Genomic DNA, 19,419 nt, shown 5'->3' on the forward strand with positions numbered 1-19,419 from the left:
CAATAGATATTAAACAATAAACATTATAAAGATGGTAATAGATTTCGAAAAAATTGCTGAGGCTCATTTGGAGGGCTTCAAGGGTGGACAGGGTAAGCTCGATACTCGTAACTATGTGGATGACAAGGTGAAGATTATGTATTCTACCTTGCGTCCGGGTGCATCAACTGGTCTTCATACTCATGAGGGCAACTGCGAGATTATCTATGTGGTAAGCGGCACTGCTACTTTCCATTATGATGATACCGTGGAGGAGGTTCGACAGGGACAGGTGCATTACTGCCCGATGAACCATGCTCATTATATGGAGAATCTCACCGACCATGATCTGGTGTATCTCGCCATTGTGCCTGAGCATCATTAATATCCCTGGAGTATCAGGGAAAAACACATCATGTTCCTCCTGAGGAAAATGAAAAATAGAAAGTCCAACTCGGATGCCTCTCTCTCTGAAAGGATCCAAGCTGGACTTTCATCGTTTTTATTTCTTCATATTAATCTTCTTCATTTTCCAGCAAGTCGGTGCCGAGGTGAGTGGTCTGTTCACGCTTTAAACGGTCGCGCACCTCCTTAGGTTTGGTGGCGTAGGTAATCATTCGGATAGAATCGTTGTAGCTCACGTACTTCCAGAGCCAGTTGAGCATTACCATTACCTTATTCTTTACGCCAAGGATAGAGCGGAGGTGAACTACCAGCCACAATACCCAGGCAAAGAAGCCCTGGCTGTGGAACTTGCCAAGCTCTACCACAGCCTTGTGTCTTCCGATGGTAGCCATAGAGCCCAGGTTCTTGTAGCGGAAAGGCTTGAGCTGGGAATCAGCAGCTCCCTCGGCAATCTTCTGGATATTCTTAGCCAGGAGTGCTGCCTGCTGAATGGCTACCTGTGCCAACTGTGGATGACCGCCAGGATAAGCTGGGTCTGTGGTCTGGATACACTGGTCGCCGATGGCAAAGAGACCGTCCATGCCTGGGATGCGGTTGAATTCATCTACTACGATTCGGAAACCACGGCCCAGATGATCGCCATCAATACCTGTGATAGGCTGTGCCTTTACACCTGATACCCAGAGGAAGGTACGGGTAGGAATCTCCTGACCATCCTTCATCAGAACCTTGTGGTCCTTGTAGTCGGTTACCATCTTGCCAAACTGTACATCCACACCCATACTGGTAAGGAATTCGTATGCTTTCTTAGAAGAGTCCTGTGACATTCCGGCGAGCAGTCTGTCGCCCGCTTCCAGGAGATAGATGTGCATCAGAGATGAGTCCATATCAGGATAATCATAAGGAATCACGTAGCGCTTCATTTCAGAGAGGGCTCCGGCTATCTCCACACCTGTAGCACCACCGCCTACAATCACTACGTTCAGCAGTTCCTGTCGCTCTGCTTCCGTGGCACAGGTCAATGCACGCTCCAGGTTACTCAGCACGGCGTTGCGCAATCCCATTGCCTCAGAAACGGTCTTCATCGGAATTGCCCATTTCTCGATGTTGGCATTGCCATAGAAATTGGTGGTGGTTCCTGCTGCGAACACCAGGTAATCGTACTCAATCTTACCGATGGAAGTCTGCAGAATCTTCTTGTCTGGGAACACGGCTCTTGCTTCTGCCATGCGGAAGTAGAAGTTCTTGCGCTTGCGGAAAATCTGGCGGAACGGGAAGGAGATGGAACTTGGGTCGATACCTGCCGAGGCAATCTGATAGATAAGTGGAGGGAACTGATGGAAGTTGTTCTTGTCAATCAACACCACCTGCAGGTTTGCATTGCAGAGGTCTTCTGCCAAACGAAGACCACCGAGTCCACCACCTACAATCACAACTCTCTTCAACTGATTTCTCTTGATATTAATACTCATAACTACTGCTGTTTTTTGTATAATTAATTACATATATTTGCTACTGATTTTTCATATTATAGGCATTTAGCCTAGTCATCGCTGAAATTCGCTTGCAAAGGTACAGCTTTTAATTGAGACGGCAAAGAAAGAAGTGTAGAAAAACAGGGTAGAAGACTGTTGCAATCGTTTCCATTTTAGAAACGGGTAACTGATGTTATAAAATGTAATATACAGATAGCATTTTGAGGAGCTCTTCCATCTTTTTGATGCCGTTTTCGCCTTTACTGATACTTTGGCGATAGGTGCGCAGAATCGGCTCCGCGCTTTGGGTAAGCGGGTACCGGAAGAGATTTTCGTGGCTGGTTTTTCGGGCACGTTTGCAAGGTTTTTTTACAAAAAAACGGCTGTACCCAATTGCTTGAGCACAGCCGCCAGTCTGTATCGTATGATTATAGGGCTATTACAAACCCATATCGCCGCCTGGGTTGTTGCCTTCGCCTCCGCCTGGGTTGTTGCCTTCGCCTCCACCTGGGTTGTTGCCTTCGCCTCCACCTGGGTTGTTGCCTTCGCCTCCGCCTGGGTTGTTGTCTGGGTCTTCCACATCGCCTTTATCGCCAGAGGTAACGTTCTTGATAACCTTGCCGTTGCGGTCGTAGCAGGTTATCTGGATGGCAGTGTCCATCAGTTCCTGTTTGATTTCCACGTTAGGCGTGAAGATGACACGTCTGGCAGTGATGAGTCCGCTTGCCACCTCGTTCACAGTTTCCACGCTCTTGGCTCTTACGCCAAATCTCATGGTGCCCAGTCCTGGAATAGCCACGGAGTGACCTTCGGTGGTCCAAGCCTTGATTACCTCGCCTGCGGCATCCCAACATGCCTGCATCACGCCTCGGCTCACTCCGCTGCGCAGAGCAGCCTCTTTGATAACCTTGCTCTCAGAGAGCTTGTTGTAAAGCTCGGTGCCGAGCACGTAACGATACTTACCTTTCAACTCACCCACCTGGATGAGGGTTTCCTTTGCTTTCAGATTAATTGCCATAATACTTTAAATAATTTATAATTAATAATTTAGAGAATTGATAATCGTAATTTCCAAGTTAAATAGAGACTTGGTTGTCAATATCTTTCCCTTCGTAATTTTACCTTTTTACCTTTAAAAAATTCTTTTTACCATTTATCTAATGGTGATGGTAGGCACGAAGTGAGTGGAATCGGCTCGGGTGGAGATATTGTTCTCCTGTTGCTGTCGTTGGTTCTTTCCTATTACCAGTCCTGCGGTGCACGAGCTGGTGAGGTAGGTGACGATGGCAGAGCACACGGCCACGATGAGATACTTGATGAATGCTTTCATGTTTGGGTTCATACGTTTCTCTTGCCCCCTTTTAACTTCCCGTCCTCTTATAAAAAAAGGAAAAGAAGGACTCGTATCGGGACATGGAGTCTAGGTTATAACTTGATGCATCTGAGATTTTCTCTTTCTTGTCTGAGACTTACTCTTTCTTGTCTGAGACTTACTCCAGATGCTCTTTTTCATTTTCCCAACTGGAGAAATATTTTTCTCCAACTAGGAAAGTGATTTTCCAGCGCTTTCTGAATCACGATGCAAAGATACAAAAACAGCCGCCAGCGGTTATGCGTTGGCGGCTGATGCCGTGAGATGGCGGCACATTTTTCAGAATATTTTTTCGTAAATTTCTGAAACGGTATTATCCCGGTTCGCCCAGATACTCCACGATGGCCTTCACCTGTTTAGGCGAGAAAGCCTTGCTGGTCTTCTTGTAGCCCATCTTCTGGAGTTCATCCCACAGAGGGGTACAAAGTCGAATCCAAGCCATCAGATGGTTGACGGCAGTGCGTGGCATGCTCTCGGGAAAGTACATCAGGGCAAGTTCCTTCTTGGTGTACGTGTGAATGATAAATTCTTCCATATTTATTTTGCTTTAAAAATTAATAACTGACTCAAGTTTCTTATGTGGTTCAAGAACGGGCTGAAGGCCCAAAAGCTCCTAGCTCAGGGCACGCCCTGGGTATAATGGCAATCAGCAAGGCACCCTGTAAGGGCAAAAGCTTCAAAATACTGGGCAATATACAAAGCTTTTCAGAAAATAGTCGCTGAAATCCTTGCATCCAGGGGGCAACTGGTGATGCACCAGCGAGGGCAGAATCTCCTTCAACTGCATGTAGAGATGTTCGCCCGGCGCATCCTTGTCGGGATACATGTGCCATTCTATCTTGAGCTTTTCTCCCATTTCTGCCAACCATTGCTTGTCGGCTGGTTTCAAGAGCGTGGCAGACGGAATGGCTATCGCCTTGTGTCCGGCAGAGAGCATCGCCCAGCAGTCGCTGCACCCCTCGGTGATGTAAAGAGGTTCACCAGGCGAAAGCTGTCTTGTGACGGGCAGATTATAGATGCCGCATTGCGAACCGTAGGGGAATCGGAAGCGGGGAATGCTCTTTCCCGAAGCTTCTTTATCTGGATTCGCCTTGCCTAAATCGCTCTTTCCCGAAGCTTCTTTGTTAAGATTCGCCTTGCCGAGATTTCGGTTTTGGATGCCGATGAGTTTTCCGTCCACGTCATAGTACGGAGTCTGTAGCCAACTGATGCCCTCCTTATCCGTCCATGATGTCAGTCGGCACCAGTTTACCACTCTCGCATCAATCCGTCTCTCCTCGAAGAGGAATCTACGTGCCGCCTCGTTGAGCCAAGGATGCTCGAAGAATCGGGCGTACTTGCTGGCATCAAAGGAGGGTGCTTTCGAGGTGGGTGCTTTCTCCGGAGAATATTTCTCCTTTCCATCTGCTATATAAACTTGATGCGCATCTGCCAGCCAACGGCAAGCCGAGAGAAAATCCTTGCCTGTATATTTCATCACAAGGTCGATGGTGCCGATGCTGTGGTCCATACATACGTAGCAGCGGCAATAGTTCTTCCTCGTGTTGAACGAGAAACTGGCGTGATGATCGTCGTGGAAAGGGCAGAGGCACTTGTGCTTCGACACCTGCATTCCCAGTCGCTCTGCGACCTCCTCTATTGGAAGGTCGCGGAGCTTTTGAATTTCATATTTTTCCATACAAAAGTCTTTTTTTACTTTTTTCAAACAAAAGTCTTTTTTCAAGCAAAAGTCTTTTTTCAAGCAAAAGTCTTTTTTCAAGCAAAAGTCTTTTTTCAAGCAAAAGTCTTTTTTTACTTTTTCAGATACTCCTGCGTCTTGGTGTAAAGTCCAGTCTGGGCACAGTAGGTGATAAACTCACGGTTCTTCCAAACCCTGAGCTGATGCTTGGTGCCCTCCTTGCTCTTGCCCAGGCTCAGGCGCAATGCCTCCAGCTGCTGCTCGTTGAAGGAATTATCCAGGCTGTCGAGCATATTCTTTGGTCCGCTCTTCTGAGTCTCCTCCTCGTTGGCATCTGCGCCCTTAAACATGTCGCCGAATACCTTTACCTTCGACCACAGGTCATAGTAGCAAAACCATACCACGAAGTCGCCGATGCTTCGAGCCCACTGCTGATCGTTCAGAATCCACAGCACTGCCCCCTTCTTCCATGCCGAGAAGATGCTGCGGTGGGAGAGCTCCCAGAGCATGTCGTCGTCGGCTAGGTCGGCTAGCTTCGCCATCTCCTCTGCCAGCTGGTCAGCTATCTTGTTGAGCGGCTTCACGGTGAATGCGCCCTTGCAGTTGTCCAACCTGAGCAGATAGCTGTCCAGCTGTTCCATGAAGTCCTGCCCATAGGTGCCTTGGCGTGGAATCCTGCCCAGTCGCTCGCCGCGAGCCTTGTAGGCAAAGGGGATTCTGCCGAAGAAACCGTTGGTCAAGTCTTTCTTGTAGAAGAGGCGGGCGGCATCGGGGGTGGAAGTAAAAGTGAGGTTCACCCGCAGCACGGGGTTACCCGTCACGCCATCAGCCGTGGCACGCAGGGCACCAGCTCGCTGACAGTCGTAGATGTTTCTCACCATCTGGCTCACCTGTCTGTGACCGCCGCACATCTTGTCTGCCATCTCCACCTCGGGCAGGTTGAGGTATTGGGTTCGCTCGCCCAGCTTCTCCAGAGCCATGGCGTTCTGTATGAAGGCAGGGTTGGTGATGTCGGCAGGTGGAAACCAGAAGCTCACGTCCGGACGCTCGGGTTTTTCCTTGTTGGCACCCTTGGTCTTCATCTGTCGTTGCCAGTCCACGAGTTTCTTATACTCTATCTCATCGTGTTTGCGAAAAGGCCGCATGATTGCCTCTACAAGATGGCTCAATTGCGCCTTTCCGATGCCCGAAGGACCTATCAAATGCCCCATTTGGCCGCACATTTCATAAAATTTGTTGTCGCAATACATGAATCTTACGTCCGTGAGATGGGCTGCCAAGGCAGGAATTGCCATCGGAATGAGCACTTCTCGCATGTCTTTTGAGGCTTGTGAGAGGGCAAGTTTCACAAATTCTGTGCCTTTGCCCGGTTTTGGCATCGCTGGAGCGGTGCTGCTAAAAATGTTGTAATTCATTGCTTTCTAGAGAATTAAATCAATTTTTGGTTTGTTACTTGGGGGGCTTAGCGTCTCAGTCTCAGTGTCTCAGTTGTTTTAAAAGGGGTATCCACTTCTATCTATATGTTATATAACTAATTAATTATCAATAAGTTATAAGACATAAGAAAGGGGGTATGAAGTGGATTTGTGACTTTTTTCCTAACTGAGACTGAGACGCTGAGACGGTTTTGCTGCCTGCAAGCTGAGCTTGTCAAGCAGCTTTGGCCCCCGAAAATCATCTCTTCATCTGATAGTCCACGATGGCGTCCTTGGCGATGGCTGCTTCCTTGTAGATAGCCTCGGCGATGTTTTCGCCCTCGTCGCAATACACTTTGAGTGTGAGTTGTATGGCCTCATCTTTGGTCTTGCTCACTCTGCCGTGCGCCAGCTTCTTGATGAGCTGCGACTGCGGCTTAACCTTGGGCTTGGCCACGAAGTCGAAGGTGCCGTCGGTCATCTGCTGAGCGATGCCATGGCATCGGAATCGTGGCAACAGGCCTGCCACAGGCTCATCGGGCGAGAAGAGGAAGTTTCTGCCACCGTCGTAAGAAGCCATGCCAGAGAGCAGTGTGTGCTGCTGGGCGGTTAAGAACTCGGAGTGCTGCTGGGCAGCGGTTAAGAACTCGGTGTGCTTCACACCATCCATTTTAAAATCATTGTTATACATAATCTTAACGTTTTACGAGTAGAAGAGAGCCTTTTCAAGAAAAGAAAGGTGTCGACACTTATTTCCCGGGAACTCTCTCTCTGATAGACTCGTATCAACTCAGATTCAACAATTTGTTTTGTCCTTTCGACGGGTGCAAAGGTAGTAATAGATGGTGGATGGTCAAAAGGTGGTAATAGGTACTTTCAAAAAAATAATTACCACCAAATTACCCGCTCACTTTCAGATAGTTAGCGAAAAAATGGTAATTTGTTGGTAATTTTCTGGGGTAATCTTTATTTCATGTTCATGGTGAGCCAGGCTTTTATCAGCTTTGCTTGCTCATCTGAGAGTTTGGTGGTTTTGCTCAATTCCTTGTGGCTCTGCGAGGAGTTCCAATTTTCCTTGATCAGGTCTGCAAGTCTTGAGCAGGATGCTACATCGTGGCCCAGGGTTTTTAAATGACTGTTCAGAAGTCCAGCCACATTGCACACCAGCGTGATGTTGATAGAAGTGTTGTTTGAGCTGCTTTTGGGATGCTTTCGGGAGATTTCCTCTACCAGCTCCTCCTTCTCCAGCAAGTACTTCCACAGCTCCTCCCATAGGGGCCAGCAAGCCTTGAAAGCCTCCTTTCTGTTCCAGCCCTTGGTGGCTTCCAGTATCCCGTAGAGCAGCGCCTCTTGCCGGGCGTCCGTCTTAGCCACCCCAGTGCTTCTGAATCGCTCTATCGGGTCGCCACGGCGGTAGATGGTCTCCTTGCCGGTGGATGGGTCGAACTTGTTGGCCTCTATCTCTTGACAGAATTTCTCGAAGAGGGGCTTGGCTTCTGGGTTGCGGTCTTGTGAGCTCATGATGGCTATCCAGATGTCCTGATATTTCTCAAACACCTCGTCGCCGGCTGCCATCAATCTTGCGAAAGTCAGGGCAGCTGTCAGGGGAGGCAATTCCCTTTCCATTCCTATAGTTCTGCCTAGGCAGGCTGTTTCTATAAGCAAGTCGGTCACCGCATATCTCGCATCATCCAGGTCTTCGGCGAATCGGGCTAAGTATCGTTCGGTTTCATCCCAAGCCAGGAGGTCTAGGTTGCGGAGTTTATCTGCCACATCGTCATTTGTTGTGTCAGAGGCTTTTTTTTCTCCCATTATTCGTAGGTATTGAGCCTGCTGTCTATAAATCGGTTCTTCTTTTCTGAGGTTCTTGCGCCTTCTGTCGTTTTGTGTCATGCTTTACCGTATGCTTTGTCCATGAATGATTGGGTGGATTGAATTGGGTCGCCATCAAAGAGCCCTATCTCGTGGTTCACATCCTCGATGTTTTTACGTTCCGCATCAGTCATCTGTTGCGTCTTGGCAGTTTTTCCTCCAAGCGTGATAGGGCGGGCGCCTATTGGCGATACCTGGATGCTGTCGGCATTTTCTGCGCAAAGTTTCATGTATTCTCGCTGTTTCTCGTCTTCTTCGTTGAAACTGAGTTTTTCTCCCTCAGACGATTCTTGTATGATAACGAGATTGGAATGAAACATTTCACGATAGATGATATTGGCACGTCTCATAGCTTCGGTTACTTTTGGGTCGTTGATTTGCGGGAACTTTACACACAGTTTATTGAAACCACGTGGAAACTGCTTTCTGTCGCTCACTAAACTCCAGAAGTGCTTGTCATCGCGGATGGGCACCACTTTCACCAGGAGTCCATAGCGGGCAAAAGCCTTGCTCAGGGCACGGGCAAGTGAATCGGCCACGGTATCGGTCTTTTTGAATACGGAAGATTTCACTTCGATGGCTACACGCTGATAGGTGCCGCGGTTGTCTATGATGATGTGAAGTGACTCGTAGTCGTCTTCTATCACGGCTTTATCCAAAAAGGGTTTCGGACGATGGCTTATGCTTCTACAGCGGGCTAGTTCCAGGATGGCAAATCCATCCTTCGGTGCAGAAGTGTATTTGTGGTAGAGCTTTTTCTTTCTGCTGCTGGTAAAGGTTAGCGTTGGTTTTACGCTAGCCGAATCAAATGGAAAGGCTAGCTCAGTTTTTGCGCTAGCCGGATTAACAGGAAAGGGACAACGCTCGGCAACCTGCTGATTTGGTTCGGCAGCCTGCTGATTTTGTTCTGCAAGGAGCATCTGATAGTCATTTTCTAGCAGATAGTTGAGCAGTTCGCTCTTTTTCTCGAACGCCTGTCTTGGGTTAAAACTCTCCGATAGCTCGGGGAATAGGTTTATGGAGGAGTCTTTCTTCTCTATGACCTCAAACTCGTATCTATATAAAGCGTATTCCATGGCTTTTTTTGATGATTTTGTTTTATTATTTTTTATTAATTTGTGTTTAATGCAGTATTGAAATGCCACATTTTAGCCAACAAAAGTAATAAAAAATACCGAAAGCGATTAATTATTTTACGTTCTTTAACTTAAAACTATTCAGCAATCTGATGAATCACATAGGTCACCACGCCCCAAACCATGAACCGGTTGGTTTCATCTACCCGGATAGGAGAGAAATCACTGTTCCATGGGATGAGCCAGCCAAAGGTTCCGCTTTCGTCCATTTTGAACTGTTTGATGGTGAATTCGCCATCCACGAAGGCGATGACGAAGTTGCCGTTAGAGGGTTCTATCTGCCGGTCAACCACAGCGAGGTCACCGTCAAAAATGCCTGCATCCTTCATGCTGTCGCCCGAAATGCGCACGTAAAAAGTTGCCTCACGATGGCGAATCAGAATATCGTTGAGGTCTATTTCTCCCTCCATATAGTCTTGTGCCGGCGAAGGGAAGCCGGCTTTTACGCTTTGTTCAGCCAGCGGAATCGGCATTTCGGATCCGAATTCCGCAGGGTGAAATGTCAGTTTTATCTTGTCTTTATTCTCCATTTCGTTTATTTGCTCTTTACTTTCAGAATTTCATTGATGTCTGTAGTGAACCGTTTCGACATATATTCCCGCTTCAAGTCGAATCGGCAACCGTTTCCCTGTACGGCTTGACGGATGGTTCCATAGCCGTTCTTCCGGTTGATGGCATCGATGGCTTCCATCAGTGCCTTTTGCTTGCTTCGGTCGATAGGGTCGAAGAGGTCCTGCTGGCGAGGATTGTCGGGGGAGATTTGCCACAGGATAACGCCTGCTTTCTTGAAATTGAATGACATTCCTGGGCGGTCAGCTCTGCTGTCTGTCATTGGTTTCGGATATTTGGCGCGGAGAATAGTGAGGGCGGCACCCACAATCTCGTCCTGCGCATTGGTGGCGATGGGTAGGGTGAGGGAGTCGTGGATGGTATATTCGGGCACGTTCTCATTGAATCTGGAGGTCCATGCGAACACGGTAATACCCTGGCATACGCTACCTTGCCTCCTTAATTTTTCAGTACAGCGTACTGCGAAATTAGCCACGGCTTCTTCTATCACGTTCTTGTCAGTAATGCCCTCGTCGGCAAAACTCCTGCTGGTGCAGATGCTCTTCTTCTGCGGCAGTTCCTCGATGCTGATGCAACTCTCTCCGTTCAGTTCCTTCCAGGTCCTGACGGTGGTGATATTGAAATGGCTGCGCACCCAACTTTCTTTCTTTTCCGCAAACTGGGCAGCAGTTCGGATTCCCATATAGTCGAGCTTCCGGGCTATCTGCCTGCCTATTCCCCATACGTCTTCTACGGGGAAGAGAGACAGCGCCTTGCGTCTCCGTTCGTCTGTGTCGATGAGACAACAGCCCTGATATCCCTTGTATTTCTTGGCGAATTTAGAACCGATTTTTGCCAGAGTCTTCGTTTCTGCGATTCCGATGGAGATAGGGATGCCCACGGCTCGGAACACATCAGCCGAAATCCTGGCTCCATATCGGTGGAGGAGAGATTCGTGATCTGAAGATTCATAATCAGGAGAAGTAGAAGTTTTCTTCAGATATTCCCTGAAGAATGACTCTGCCATAGAACTGTCCACTTCGAAGAAACTCTCGTCGATGGAGTATTGGTCGATATGGGGTGAGTAGTGCGATAGCATCGACATCACCCTATTGGAAAGTGAACCATAAAGCGTGTAGTTGCTGGAGAAGATAGCTACGCCTTCAGCCTCCAGCTTTTCCTTTACCTGATAGAATGGGTCGCCCATCTTGTAGCCTAAAGCCTTGGCTTCTTCGGAGCGTGCGATAATACACCCGTCGTTGTTACTCAAGACAACCACGGGCTTCCCTATCAGGTCGGGGCGAAACACTCGTTCGCACGAACAGTAGAAGTTGTTGCAATCTGCTAATCCTATCATTTCCTTTAAAATTAACAACGATTTCTTGTACAATCTGCAAAATTACGAAAAATATTCCGAAACCTATTATCTTTTATCCTTGTTTTTTGGTTGTTCCGTAATTTTTTCTTAACTTTGTGCCCATAATTTAGATTAGAATAATCGTAAAATCAGAACGATATGAAAGATATGTTATCATTGAGTCAAGAGCGATTCTCGGCTCGTAAGTTTACCTCTGAGGCTGTAAGCCAGGAGGATTTGGATTATATCATGCAGTGTGTGCAGCTGGCACCGTCTGCTGTGAACAGACAGCCTTGGCTCTGGCTCATCGTCCGTTCTGCAGAGGCTAAGGAGAAATTGCAGGAATGCTACGATCGTGAGTGGTTTAAAACAGCACCGATGTATATCGTGGGCATGAAAAACGTGAATGAAAACTGGGTTCGCAGATATGATGAGAAGCCTCATGGAGATATTGATGTAGCCATCGCTACAGAGCATCTTTGTCTGGCAGCCACCGAGCGTGGACTTGGAACCTGCTGGGTATGCAATTACGATACCGATAAGATGCAGCAGCTTTTCCCTCGTGAGGGCTATGAGGCAGTTGTTATTATTCCTATCGGGCATATTGCAGAAGATTGTCCTCATGCCGAGAAAAAGCGCAAGGACATGAGCGAGATAGTAGAAGAAATCTAGGATAAAAATGGATGTAAAATGGAAATGGCTTCCCTTTTCGCCATACATGCCGGGTACGCCATATTAACATGAATATGAAAAGAATAAGAAAGATATTAATAGGTGGAATCATGATGATTCCTGCCCCTGTCTTTTCGCAGAATATGATGATGCCCATGGGGCAGAATACAACGGTTCCTGTAGAGCAGACTACCCATTACAAGCGCTATCATGGTGATGGAATCGATGATGTCCTGCGCCTGGTGCCAACGGCATCTGTCTTCGGATTGAAGATGTTGGGCGTGGAGGCTGAGAGTTCCTGGAAGCGAAGGATTGCTGTTTCGGTGCTCTCGTTCGGCGTCAATGCGGCTGTAACCTATTCGCTCAAGAAGTCGATACACAAGATGAGACCCGATGGGACTGATAATGAGTCGTTTCCTTCCGGACATACCTCTGTGGCTTTCTGCGGTGCCACCACATTGATGCACGAATATCGCAAGGTTTCTCCTTGGATTGGTGTGGCGGGCTATGCGGTGGCTACGGGAGTGGCTGTGGATAGAGTGCGCCGCAATCGCCATCATTGGGAAGATGTCGTGGCGGGTGCTGCCATCGGTGTAGCCTCAGCAGAAGCCGGCTATCTGATAGGCGATTGGATTCTGGGAAAGAACAAGAAGAAAGGAAAGGAGAGTGATGGAGAGAAAGAGAAGGATATCAATGACAATATCAGTCTTTCGGTAGCTCCGACAGGTATTGATTTAGCTATCAGATTATAAAAAACAATCAGTTGTATAGAACGGAAAAATCAGCAGAAAAGAGTCTTCCTGCTGATTTTTCCGTTTTTATTATTTCTCCATTCCTCCTGTCTGGATTCCCTGTTGCTCTTCCTGGAAGTCATTCTTGATGTTTGACTTCGCCTGCTGGAATTGCTTCTTGGTGTTTCCGAACTTCCATGTCAGGGTAAGACTGATCTGGCGCAATGGCACTTTTACGGTCATGTTCTGTACGTAATCCGAACCCACGGTCTTCTGCTTGATGTTGAGCTTGTCGTCGGTAGGAGTGAGGAACATCAGACTCAGGTCAAGCTTATCCTTCACGATAGATTTGGAGAGGGTGGTATAGAAGAACGACATACCGCTCTGATAGCCCTGCAGATTATGCTGCTTGGTCTGGATGATGCTACCCACGGTCCATTGCAGTTCCCAAGGCAGGGTCTGTTGCAGGTTGATCATCGTGCTGCTGTTCCATCCGTTGTTCTTCCATCCCAGGGCATCGCTGCGCAAATCGTTGTAGCTCAAGCTCTCGTTCAGCATCAGTCTTGTTTTCTTGAACATCAGCCAATTGATGAATACATTCATGCTGGCGTTGCGGGTCTTCGAAACATTGCCGTAGGTGGTGTTGAGCAGGTTGTCGGCATCGAGGAAGGAATACTGCTCTATCTTGTTGTCGCAGAATCCGTAACCCAGGGTGGTGCTCAACATGAATCGCTGGTTATAGTAATTGAATACCATGTTCAGCTGATGCGACTTCACCACGTCGAGATCTGTATTGCCATAGGAGATGGCAGTAGGATTACTTCGGTCTATGTATGGATTCAGATAAGTGATGCCAGGACGGGTGATGCGCAGCTGATAGTTCAGTCCGATGTTCATGCCTGGAGCGATGTTGTAGGAAAGGCTGGCGCTAGGTACGAGATTGCCGTACTGTTTGTCGAAGTCATCGCCCTTGCCCTGTTCAAACTTCACCTTTTCCCAGGTCTGCTCGTAGCGGGTTCCCATCATCGTTCCCCATTTTCCGAAGTTTCCTTTCCATTCAGCGTATGCAGCCAGAATATTCTGGGTGTTCTTGTATTCCATGCTGTTGGCTGGGTTCAGAGTCTCGGTCTTATCGGCTGCTACATCATAGTAGCGGGAATCGCTCTTGTTGGTGCGGGCGATGTATTTGGCGCCGAAGTTCAAGCGCTGTGTCTCGCTGAGCGAGTGGGTGAAGTCTGCCTGGAAGGTATGCTCAGTGCCACGGGTTTTGCTCTTTGAGAGCAGGTCGTGGAGCTGAATTCCCGTTACCTGACTGATGTCATCATAGAACGTATAGTTGTCGATATGGGTAGGGTTGTTGCTGAAGAGATAGCTGAGGATGAGGTAGTTGGTTCGCTCCTTGTTGAAGAATCTCTGATAGTCGATGCTTCCATTGAAAGAAGTGTTGTCCAGATTCTGCTTCATCTCGTTGCCATATTCGAAGCCCTTGCCATAGATGCCGCCAGACATCTGGGTAAGCGGATGACCGTTCAGCTTCTGACCGAAGGTGGTCAAGCCAGCCGTGGCGCTGATGTTGCTCAGCGAATCGAGTTCAAAGCTGAGACTGATGTTACCCATCGAGAACGGCTGCTTCATGTCTGATTTCTGATAGTAGTTCATCAGGCTTCCGTCTTTCTGCGTACGGTCGAAGGAGATGGTTGTACCGTTCATCTTCTGGTAGTTGTACATACCGTTGGCACTGTAGGTGAGTTTGCCCTGCTGACCGCTGATGAAGGCAGAGATGCGCTGAGCCTGATTGCCGGTAGCAGCACTGATGTTGCCGTTATATCCATTGCTGAGGTCGCTGCTTCCAGCTCCGCCCAAGGTCTGCTTGTTGAGTACGATGTTGAGCACGCCGCCCGTTCCTTCTGCATCATATTTGGCTCCAGGGTTGGTAATCACTTCTATGTTCTTCACCATGTTGGCAGGCATCGCCTTGAATATCTGCGATGGGTTGGCAGAGAACATGGGATTCGGCTTTCCGTCTACGTATACCTTGAAGCTGGAAGAACCATTCACGGTGATGTTGTCCTGTCCGTCTACAGTTACCATCGGAACCTTGCGCAGCATATCGAGTACGGTAGAAGCCTTGGCATCGGCATCCTGCTCTACGTTGTAGGTCATCTTGTCGGTCTCCATCTTAACCAAAGGCTTGGAGGCAACCACGGTTACAGCATCCAGGTCCATATCCTTCCAGATGGAATCAGTAGCCTCAACCTGGTTCTGTGCGAAACTTTCGAGCGAACATACGAGCAAAGAGCTCAGTATTATCATATTTTTCTTGTTCATAACAATCTTTTTTTAGTTTTAATACTTCTTTCTTTTTCTGTTTGACGATGCAAAGGTAAATGGATTTTTTGGAATGACAATGAACGGAATAGGGGTTTAACCCAACTATAACTTTCTGAAAGCTCTTCTTAACGTTCAGATAACATAAAAACAGAATAATCCCGATAAAAAGCAAAAAATGTAAGCGAAAGTTTCGCTTATCTCAACTTTTATTTGTAATTTCGCAGAAAATTTAATATAATTGAAATAAATCATGATGAAAACAACAAGAAAGAGCCTCTTGGCTCTCACTTTCAGCGCAGCTCTCTGTGCTTCGCTTTCTGCCAATGCCGATACTATCGAGGTGCAGAAACTGAAGCATGTGGGTCCATTCCCTGTGTCTACTCCCTGGATGGCAGACAGCGTAAATGTGAAGGGAGAAAAGTTTGCAATGGAGGGGGTATTAGACTCTCCATTATCGTTCAGCCTATTGAATAATGGCAAGGAAGTGGCTGCTTCTCAGCTCTTGGCTGATAATGCCAAGCAGAATGCACTCCATCTGGCTTCCTTCACCGTATCTAACACCAGCCGTACCAAGGCTACTGTAGAGGTAAAGGGCTTGAAGCAATACCGCCTCTTCGTAGATGGCGAGCAGGTGAAGGTGAATGCTGACAAGGCCGAGACCGTCTTGCTGCCTTCTACCCATACTGTGGTCATCAAATATCTCACCGCATCTGATTCGTCTTCCGATAAGACTGCAGACAAGGATGCTGCCAACGATTTCAAGGTGAGCGTTACTGCTGCCGATGGCAAGCAGCTGAGCGTGGGCGAGGCTTCTGCCAATACCAAGCGCAACCTTAATATATATGATGCAATCTGCATGCCAAACTATTCAAGTGTGGCACTTTCGCCAAATGGCAAGTTTATGATTGTGCGCAAGACTTGGGTAGACCGTCAGGGCAAGAAGCATAGCATCAACGAGCTGAGAAACAGCCAGACCAACAAGGTCGTTGCTTCCTTTGAGGAGAACATAAGATGGATGCCTCGCACCAACAAGATGTACTTTACCGAGAAGGCGGGCGACAATGCCATCGCCGGTGAAGGAAAGGCAGACGGAGCCATGCAGCTTATCACCATCAATCCGCTGAATATGGAGCGTGAGGTGATGGCGGCTAATATTCCGGAAGGCTGGTTCCAGTTTACTCCTGATGAGAAATCGCTTATCTATACGCTTTATATAGAGGGTAGAAAGCAGGATGCTCAGGTGTTTGATGTAAAGGAGCCTGATGACCGCCAGCCTGGATGGAGAAACCGCAGCTATCTTGCCAAGTATGATTTGGTATCGGGCATTCTCCAGCCGCTTACTTTCGGCTATCACAATGTATATCTCAATGATATCTCTGCCGACTCCCGCTATCTGCTCATCGGCAAGAGCGAGGAGCGTCTTACCAAGCGTCCAACAACGCTCAATTCCCTCTATCGTCTCAATCTGAACGACATGAGCGTGGAGACTTTGGTAGAGAAGGGAGAATTCATCAATAGTGCCCAGTTCTCGCCAGACGGCAAGAGCATCCTCATAACCGGTTCGCCTGAGGCTTTCAATGGCATCGGAAAGAATGTAGAAGAGGGACAGACACCAAGCATGATAGATACACAGCTCTATCTGATGACTTTGGCAGACAAGAAGGTGAAACCGATGACCAGGGATTTCAACCCTAACGTGCAGAGCGTGGATTGGAGCATGGCGGATGGAAACATCTATTTTACTGCCGAGGATAAAGACTGCATGCATCTCTTCCAGCTCAATCCTAAGACCGGAAAGTTCACTCTCCTGAAGACTCCGGAAGAGAATATCAAGAGCTTCTCCATTGCAGCGGCTGCTCCGGAAATGGCGTTCTCTGGTCAGAGTGCTTCCAATGCCGACCGTCTCTACAAGATGAATACCAAGGCACAGAAGGCTCTGCTGGTGGATGATCTCAGTGCCCGACTGCTGAAGGACATCGAGCTGGGCGAATGCAAGGCATGGAACTATGTGAACTCTCGTGGCGATACACTCTGCTGCCGTTACTATCTGCCTCCTCACTTCGATGCTGCGAAGAAATATCCTATGATTGTGTATTACTACGGCGGTTGCAGTCCTACCACCCGTATGTTCCTGGGTCACTATCCTCATCATGTATATGCAGCGATGGGATATGTTGTTCTGGTGGTTAATCCTAGCGGTGCTACCGGTTTCGGTCAGAAGTTCTCTGCCCGCCACGTGGATACGGCAGGCGAGGGCGTGGCAGAAGACATTATTGCCAGCACAAAGGCTTTCTGCAAGGAACATAACTTCGTGAACAGTAAGAAGATAGGATGTATCGGTGCAAGCTATGGTGGATTCATGACCCAGTACTTGCAGACCAAGACCGACCTCTTTGCTGCAGCCATCTCTCATGCCGGTATCAGCAATCATACCAGCTATTGGGGCGAGGGTTATTGGGGCTACAGCTATAGCGAAGTTTCCATGGCGAATGAGTATCCTTGGACCAACAAGCATCTCTTCGTAGATCAGAGTCCGCTCTATAATGCTGATAAGATTCATACACCATTGCTCTTTGTGCATGGTACTGCCGATAACAATGTACCAGTGGGCGAGAGTATCCAGCTCTATAATGCATTGAAGCTCCTCGGCCGTCCAACAGCGATGGTATTGGTAAAAGACCAGGATCATCACATCATAGACTACGAGAAGCGCCTCAAGTGGCAAGATACTATCTTCGCCTGGTTTGCCAAGTGGTTACAGGATGATGCCAGTTGGTGGAACGATATGTACGGCACCGAGAAGATGTAATTTCTCTTCTGCCTTCTTCACGCTTCCTGATTCCAGAATCAGCTGTTTCACTTCTTCGTAGTCCGTATATTGCGGATTGCGTTCCATGAAGATGCGGCAGGCACGGTCGATGAGTTTATGGTTGATGAGTTTGGCGTTCACCATCTTGTTGCCTTCCACCCGTCCTTGCCTGATCTGAAGGGAAGTGCTTATCATGTCCAGAATCATCTTCTGCGATGAGCCTGCTTTCATGCGAGTGCTTCCCGTTACAAATTCCGGTCCTGTGATGACTTCTACGGGATAATCGGCTGCTTGGGCGATGGGAGAGTGGGGATTGTTGACCATGCAACCCGTAGGAATGCCTTCTTTCTTGCAATGCTGCAAGATGGAAAGCACGAATGGGGTTGTGCCGCTGGCAGAAAAACCGAGTACGAAATCCTGCTTTGAGATATGTTTATCGCAGAGCTGGTGCCAACCATTCTCCAGGTCGTCTTCTCTTGATTCCCTGGTTTGCGTAAGGCAGCCGATGCCTCCAGGGAAGATGGCTTGTATCTGCGAACCGTCGATGCCATAGGTGTTCTGTACTTCTATGGTATCGAGGGTAGCCAGTCTTCCGCCCGTTCCGCAACCGGCATAGAAGAGTCTTCCGCCCTTCTTCAGCTGCCCTTCGATGGCGGAAATCAGTTGGTTGATGGCGGGTAATGCTTCTTCTATTGCCAGAGCCACCTTCTTGTTTTCTGCATTGATATGAGCGGTGAGTTCTTCCACGCTCATCTTTTCCAGATGTTCGTAGAGCGAGCTCTGCTCTGTTATTCTCTTTTCTTCTTTATTTGGCATATTATTTTATCTTTTGGTTGTAGATTACGAAAAGCTTGATTTCAGGCTATTTCCTATGGCTATAGCCGATAATCCTGATGCAGGTTTCTATTCTTCTGCCAGGAAATAAACCGGAGCATTGCGTGAACCTTCTTTAATCAGGAAACCGGATTTTTCCAGTTGCTTCAACCAGTTGAGTGCAGTCTGTTTGCGGATATGAAATTCCATTTCCAGGGTTCTGCGGTTGATGGAGCGATGGTCTTTCATATACTCTCTTATTTTCTCCTTCAAGGTATCTTCAGAGAAAGGGTAGGAGCGGGAAGTATATTGCGATTTCTCGAAATGAGTATGATGCTTCACCTGTTTCAGCAGGTCTTCATTGGGGCGGAACTTGATGCCCCTTACGCTAACGTAGTCGGCTCTCACCTTGCTGTCAGGCTTCAGTTCATCCATATCCAGATTTACCGAGAGTGAGAGGTATCCGATTTCCGGGATGTTGATACGCTTTCCATCCTGCAGGTCTTCTTCGATAATGTCACGCAGTTGCATGAAGACAGTAGCCACTTCTCCCTTTCCCAAACAGCTATGTTGGGCTATTCGTTCTATCATCTGCTTGTCTGTCATCGCAGGTTGCTCAAAGATATGGGCGAATCGGCGTGTCTCTTCATTTCCTCCAGCATTGGGAAGATAATGTATTTCATATTTTATAGCCATAGTATTCTCAGTTTTATGTCAGCAAGAATAAAATGTTCTTGTTATCACCCATTATTGTCTGGTTGACGTCGCAAAGATAAACAATTATTCTGAGAATCAAGAAGAAAGGAGGAAAGAAATACAGATAGA

18 protein-coding genes and 1 pseudogene are annotated in these 19,419 nt (G+C 47.9%); 5 read left to right on the forward strand and 14 right to left on the reverse strand.

The genetic code is table 11. The features are described 5' to 3' along the window. The first annotated feature begins 31 nt into the window (after positions 1-31). Positions 32-364, forward strand: coding sequence for a cupin domain-containing protein (locus ACQRBJ_RS04605; protein ID WP_022122055.1), 333 nt, complete (start codon positions 32-34; stop codon positions 362-364). A 130-nt stretch (positions 365-494) separates the two neighbouring features. Here ACQRBJ_RS04605 and ACQRBJ_RS04610 read toward each other — a convergent pair whose 3' ends face one another. Then, complete coding sequence (locus ACQRBJ_RS04610) at positions 495-1,856, reverse strand: NAD(P)/FAD-dependent oxidoreductase (RefSeq protein ID WP_297077002.1); 1,362 nt, start codon at positions 1,854-1,856, stop codon at positions 495-497. A 244-nt stretch (positions 1,857-2,100) separates the two neighbouring features. Here ACQRBJ_RS04610 and ACQRBJ_RS04615 point away from each other — a divergent pair. Continuing rightward, positions 2,101-2,214 (forward strand): annotated as a pseudogene (locus tag ACQRBJ_RS04615) (LacI family DNA-binding transcriptional regulator); the annotation flags it as partial. Between the two features lie 84 nt (positions 2,215-2,298). Here ACQRBJ_RS04615 and ACQRBJ_RS04620 read toward each other — a convergent pair. The 10 genes from ACQRBJ_RS04620 to ACQRBJ_RS04665 form a co-directional block, all read right to left on the reverse strand. Then, on the reverse strand, positions 2,299-2,877 hold the full coding sequence (locus tag ACQRBJ_RS04620; RefSeq protein ID WP_445302959.1) for a DNA-binding protein: 579 nt from the start codon (positions 2,875-2,877) through the stop codon (positions 2,299-2,301). A 135-nt stretch (positions 2,878-3,012) separates the two neighbouring features. Continuing rightward, positions 3,013-3,201 (reverse strand): hypothetical protein, encoded by a 189-nt coding sequence (locus ACQRBJ_RS04625; RefSeq protein WP_153125178.1) that lies wholly within the window; start codon positions 3,199-3,201, stop codon positions 3,013-3,015. Positions 3,202-3,544: 343 nt separating this feature from the next. Then, positions 3,545-3,766: a DUF4248 domain-containing protein gene (locus ACQRBJ_RS04630; RefSeq protein ID WP_153125180.1), complete on the reverse strand. Its 222-nt coding sequence runs from the start codon at positions 3,764-3,766 to the stop codon at positions 3,545-3,547. A 141-nt stretch (positions 3,767-3,907) separates the two neighbouring features. Continuing rightward, positions 3,908-4,909 carry a CHC2 zinc finger domain-containing protein gene (locus tag ACQRBJ_RS04635; protein WP_295346906.1) on the reverse strand — a complete coding sequence of 334 codons (1,002 nt, stop codon included), beginning with the start codon at positions 4,907-4,909 and terminating at the stop codon, positions 3,908-3,910. A 113-nt stretch (positions 4,910-5,022) separates the two neighbouring features. Next, positions 5,023-6,324, reverse strand: coding sequence for a hypothetical protein (locus tag ACQRBJ_RS04640; RefSeq protein WP_445302960.1), 1,302 nt, complete (start codon positions 6,322-6,324; stop codon positions 5,023-5,025). 259 nt (positions 6,325-6,583) lie between these two features. Then, on the reverse strand, positions 6,584-7,015 hold the full coding sequence (locus tag ACQRBJ_RS04645; protein ID WP_445302961.1) for a hypothetical protein: 432 nt from the start codon (positions 7,013-7,015) through the stop codon (positions 6,584-6,586). Between the two features lie 275 nt (positions 7,016-7,290). Next, positions 7,291-8,136, reverse strand: a complete 846-nt coding sequence (locus tag ACQRBJ_RS04650) for a hypothetical protein (RefSeq protein ID WP_445302962.1) — start codon at positions 8,134-8,136, stop codon at positions 7,291-7,293. A gap of 77 nt (positions 8,137-8,213) precedes the next feature. Then, positions 8,214-9,272 carry a hypothetical protein gene (locus tag ACQRBJ_RS04655; RefSeq protein WP_295346911.1) on the reverse strand — a complete coding sequence of 353 codons (1,059 nt, stop codon included), beginning with the start codon at positions 9,270-9,272 and terminating at the stop codon, positions 8,214-8,216. A 137-nt stretch (positions 9,273-9,409) separates the two neighbouring features. Beyond that, positions 9,410-9,862 carry a LexA family protein gene (locus ACQRBJ_RS04660; protein WP_445302963.1) on the reverse strand — a complete coding sequence of 151 codons (453 nt, stop codon included), beginning with the start codon at positions 9,860-9,862 and terminating at the stop codon, positions 9,410-9,412. A gap of 5 nt (positions 9,863-9,867) precedes the next feature. Beyond that, positions 9,868-11,238 carry a Y-family DNA polymerase gene (locus ACQRBJ_RS04665; RefSeq protein ID WP_445302964.1) on the reverse strand — a complete coding sequence of 457 codons (1,371 nt, stop codon included), beginning with the start codon at positions 11,236-11,238 and terminating at the stop codon, positions 9,868-9,870. Positions 11,239-11,397: 159 nt separating this feature from the next. Between ACQRBJ_RS04665 and ACQRBJ_RS04670 the strand changes: the two genes are divergently transcribed. Together ACQRBJ_RS04670 and ACQRBJ_RS04675 are read left to right on the forward strand one after the other, a co-directional pair. Next, a complete protein-coding gene (locus tag ACQRBJ_RS04670; RefSeq protein WP_295346914.1) occupies positions 11,398-11,910 on the forward strand; it encodes a nitroreductase family protein in 513 nt (170 codons plus the stop codon). Positions 11,911-11,984: 74 nt separating this feature from the next. After that, positions 11,985-12,662, forward strand: a complete 678-nt coding sequence (locus ACQRBJ_RS04675) for a phosphatase PAP2 family protein (protein WP_295346915.1) — start codon at positions 11,985-11,987, stop codon at positions 12,660-12,662. A 69-nt stretch (positions 12,663-12,731) separates the two neighbouring features. On the opposite strand, the gene ACQRBJ_RS04680 is transcribed toward ACQRBJ_RS04675, so the two are convergent. Continuing rightward, on the reverse strand, positions 12,732-14,969 hold the full coding sequence (locus ACQRBJ_RS04680; protein WP_445302965.1) for a TonB-dependent receptor domain-containing protein: 2,238 nt from the start codon (positions 14,967-14,969) through the stop codon (positions 12,732-12,734). A 253-nt stretch (positions 14,970-15,222) separates the two neighbouring features. Between ACQRBJ_RS04680 and ACQRBJ_RS04685 the strand changes: the two genes are divergently transcribed. Then, entirely contained in the window at positions 15,223-17,781 is a 2,559-nt protein-coding gene (locus ACQRBJ_RS04685) for a S9 family peptidase (protein ID WP_445302966.1), read from the forward strand. On the opposite strand, the gene ACQRBJ_RS04690 is transcribed toward ACQRBJ_RS04685, so the two are convergent. Further along, complete coding sequence (locus ACQRBJ_RS04690; RefSeq protein WP_445302967.1) at positions 17,728-18,597, reverse strand: N-acetylmuramic acid 6-phosphate etherase; 870 nt, start codon at positions 18,595-18,597, stop codon at positions 17,728-17,730. The two genes, ACQRBJ_RS04685 and ACQRBJ_RS04690, sit on opposite strands and share 54 nt — an antisense overlap. An 87-nt stretch (positions 18,598-18,684) precedes the next feature. Continuing rightward, positions 18,685-19,290 carry an HU family DNA-binding protein gene (locus tag ACQRBJ_RS04695; RefSeq protein ID WP_287561323.1) on the reverse strand — a complete coding sequence of 202 codons (606 nt, stop codon included), beginning with the start codon at positions 19,288-19,290 and terminating at the stop codon, positions 18,685-18,687. Positions 19,291-19,419: the final 129 nt, after the last annotated feature.

This window comes from Prevotella sp. SGI.167, from assembly GCF_050313615.1.
GTDB lineage: Bacteria > Bacteroidota > Bacteroidia > Bacteroidales > Bacteroidaceae > Prevotella.

What these genes read in the sequence shown, in the direction of transcription:
- ACQRBJ_RS04605 (WP_022122055.1), top strand. Translation starts at nt 32, where the DNA reads ATGGTAATAGATTTCGAAAAAATTGCTGAGGCTCATTTGGAGGGCTTC.
- ACQRBJ_RS04610 (WP_297077002.1), bottom strand. Translation starts at nt 1,856, where the DNA reads ATGAGTATTAATATCAAGAGAAATCAGTTGAAGAGAGTTGTGATTGTA.
- ACQRBJ_RS04620 (WP_445302959.1), bottom strand. Translation starts at nt 2,877, where the DNA reads ATGGCAATTAATCTGAAAGCAAAGGAAACCCTCATCCAGGTGGGTGAG.
- ACQRBJ_RS04625 (WP_153125178.1), bottom strand. Translation starts at nt 3,201, where the DNA reads ATGAACCCAAACATGAAAGCATTCATCAAGTATCTCATCGTGGCCGTG.
- ACQRBJ_RS04630 (WP_153125180.1), bottom strand. Translation starts at nt 3,766, where the DNA reads ATGGAAGAATTTATCATTCACACGTACACCAAGAAGGAACTTGCCCTG.
- ACQRBJ_RS04635 (WP_295346906.1), bottom strand. Translation starts at nt 4,909, where the DNA reads ATGGAAAAATATGAAATTCAAAAGCTCCGCGACCTTCCAATAGAGGAG.
- ACQRBJ_RS04640 (WP_445302960.1), bottom strand. Translation starts at nt 6,324, where the DNA reads ATGAATTACAACATTTTTAGCAGCACCGCTCCAGCGATGCCAAAACCG.
- ACQRBJ_RS04645 (WP_445302961.1), bottom strand. Translation starts at nt 7,015, where the DNA reads ATGTATAACAATGATTTTAAAATGGATGGTGTGAAGCACACCGAGTTC.
- ACQRBJ_RS04650 (WP_445302962.1), bottom strand. Translation starts at nt 8,136, where the DNA reads ATGGGAGAAAAAAAAGCCTCTGACACAACAAATGACGATGTGGCAGAT.
- ACQRBJ_RS04655 (WP_295346911.1), bottom strand. Translation starts at nt 9,272, where the DNA reads ATGGAATACGCTTTATATAGATACGAGTTTGAGGTCATAGAGAAGAAA.
- ACQRBJ_RS04660 (WP_445302963.1), bottom strand. Translation starts at nt 9,862, where the DNA reads ATGGAGAATAAAGACAAGATAAAACTGACATTTCACCCTGCGGAATTC.
- ACQRBJ_RS04665 (WP_445302964.1), bottom strand. Translation starts at nt 11,238, where the DNA reads ATGATAGGATTAGCAGATTGCAACAACTTCTACTGTTCGTGCGAACGA.
- ACQRBJ_RS04670 (WP_295346914.1), top strand. Translation starts at nt 11,398, where the DNA reads ATGAAAGATATGTTATCATTGAGTCAAGAGCGATTCTCGGCTCGTAAG.
- ACQRBJ_RS04675 (WP_295346915.1), top strand. Translation starts at nt 11,985, where the DNA reads ATGAAAAGAATAAGAAAGATATTAATAGGTGGAATCATGATGATTCCT.
- ACQRBJ_RS04680 (WP_445302965.1), bottom strand. Translation starts at nt 14,969, where the DNA reads ATGAACAAGAAAAATATGATAATACTGAGCTCTTTGCTCGTATGTTCG.
- ACQRBJ_RS04685 (WP_445302966.1), top strand. Translation starts at nt 15,223, where the DNA reads ATGATGAAAACAACAAGAAAGAGCCTCTTGGCTCTCACTTTCAGCGCA.
- ACQRBJ_RS04690 (WP_445302967.1), bottom strand. Translation starts at nt 18,597, where the DNA reads ATGCCAAATAAAGAAGAAAAGAGAATAACAGAGCAGAGCTCGCTCTAC.
- ACQRBJ_RS04695 (WP_287561323.1), bottom strand. Translation starts at nt 19,290, where the DNA reads ATGGCTATAAAATATGAAATACATTATCTTCCCAATGCTGGAGGAAAT.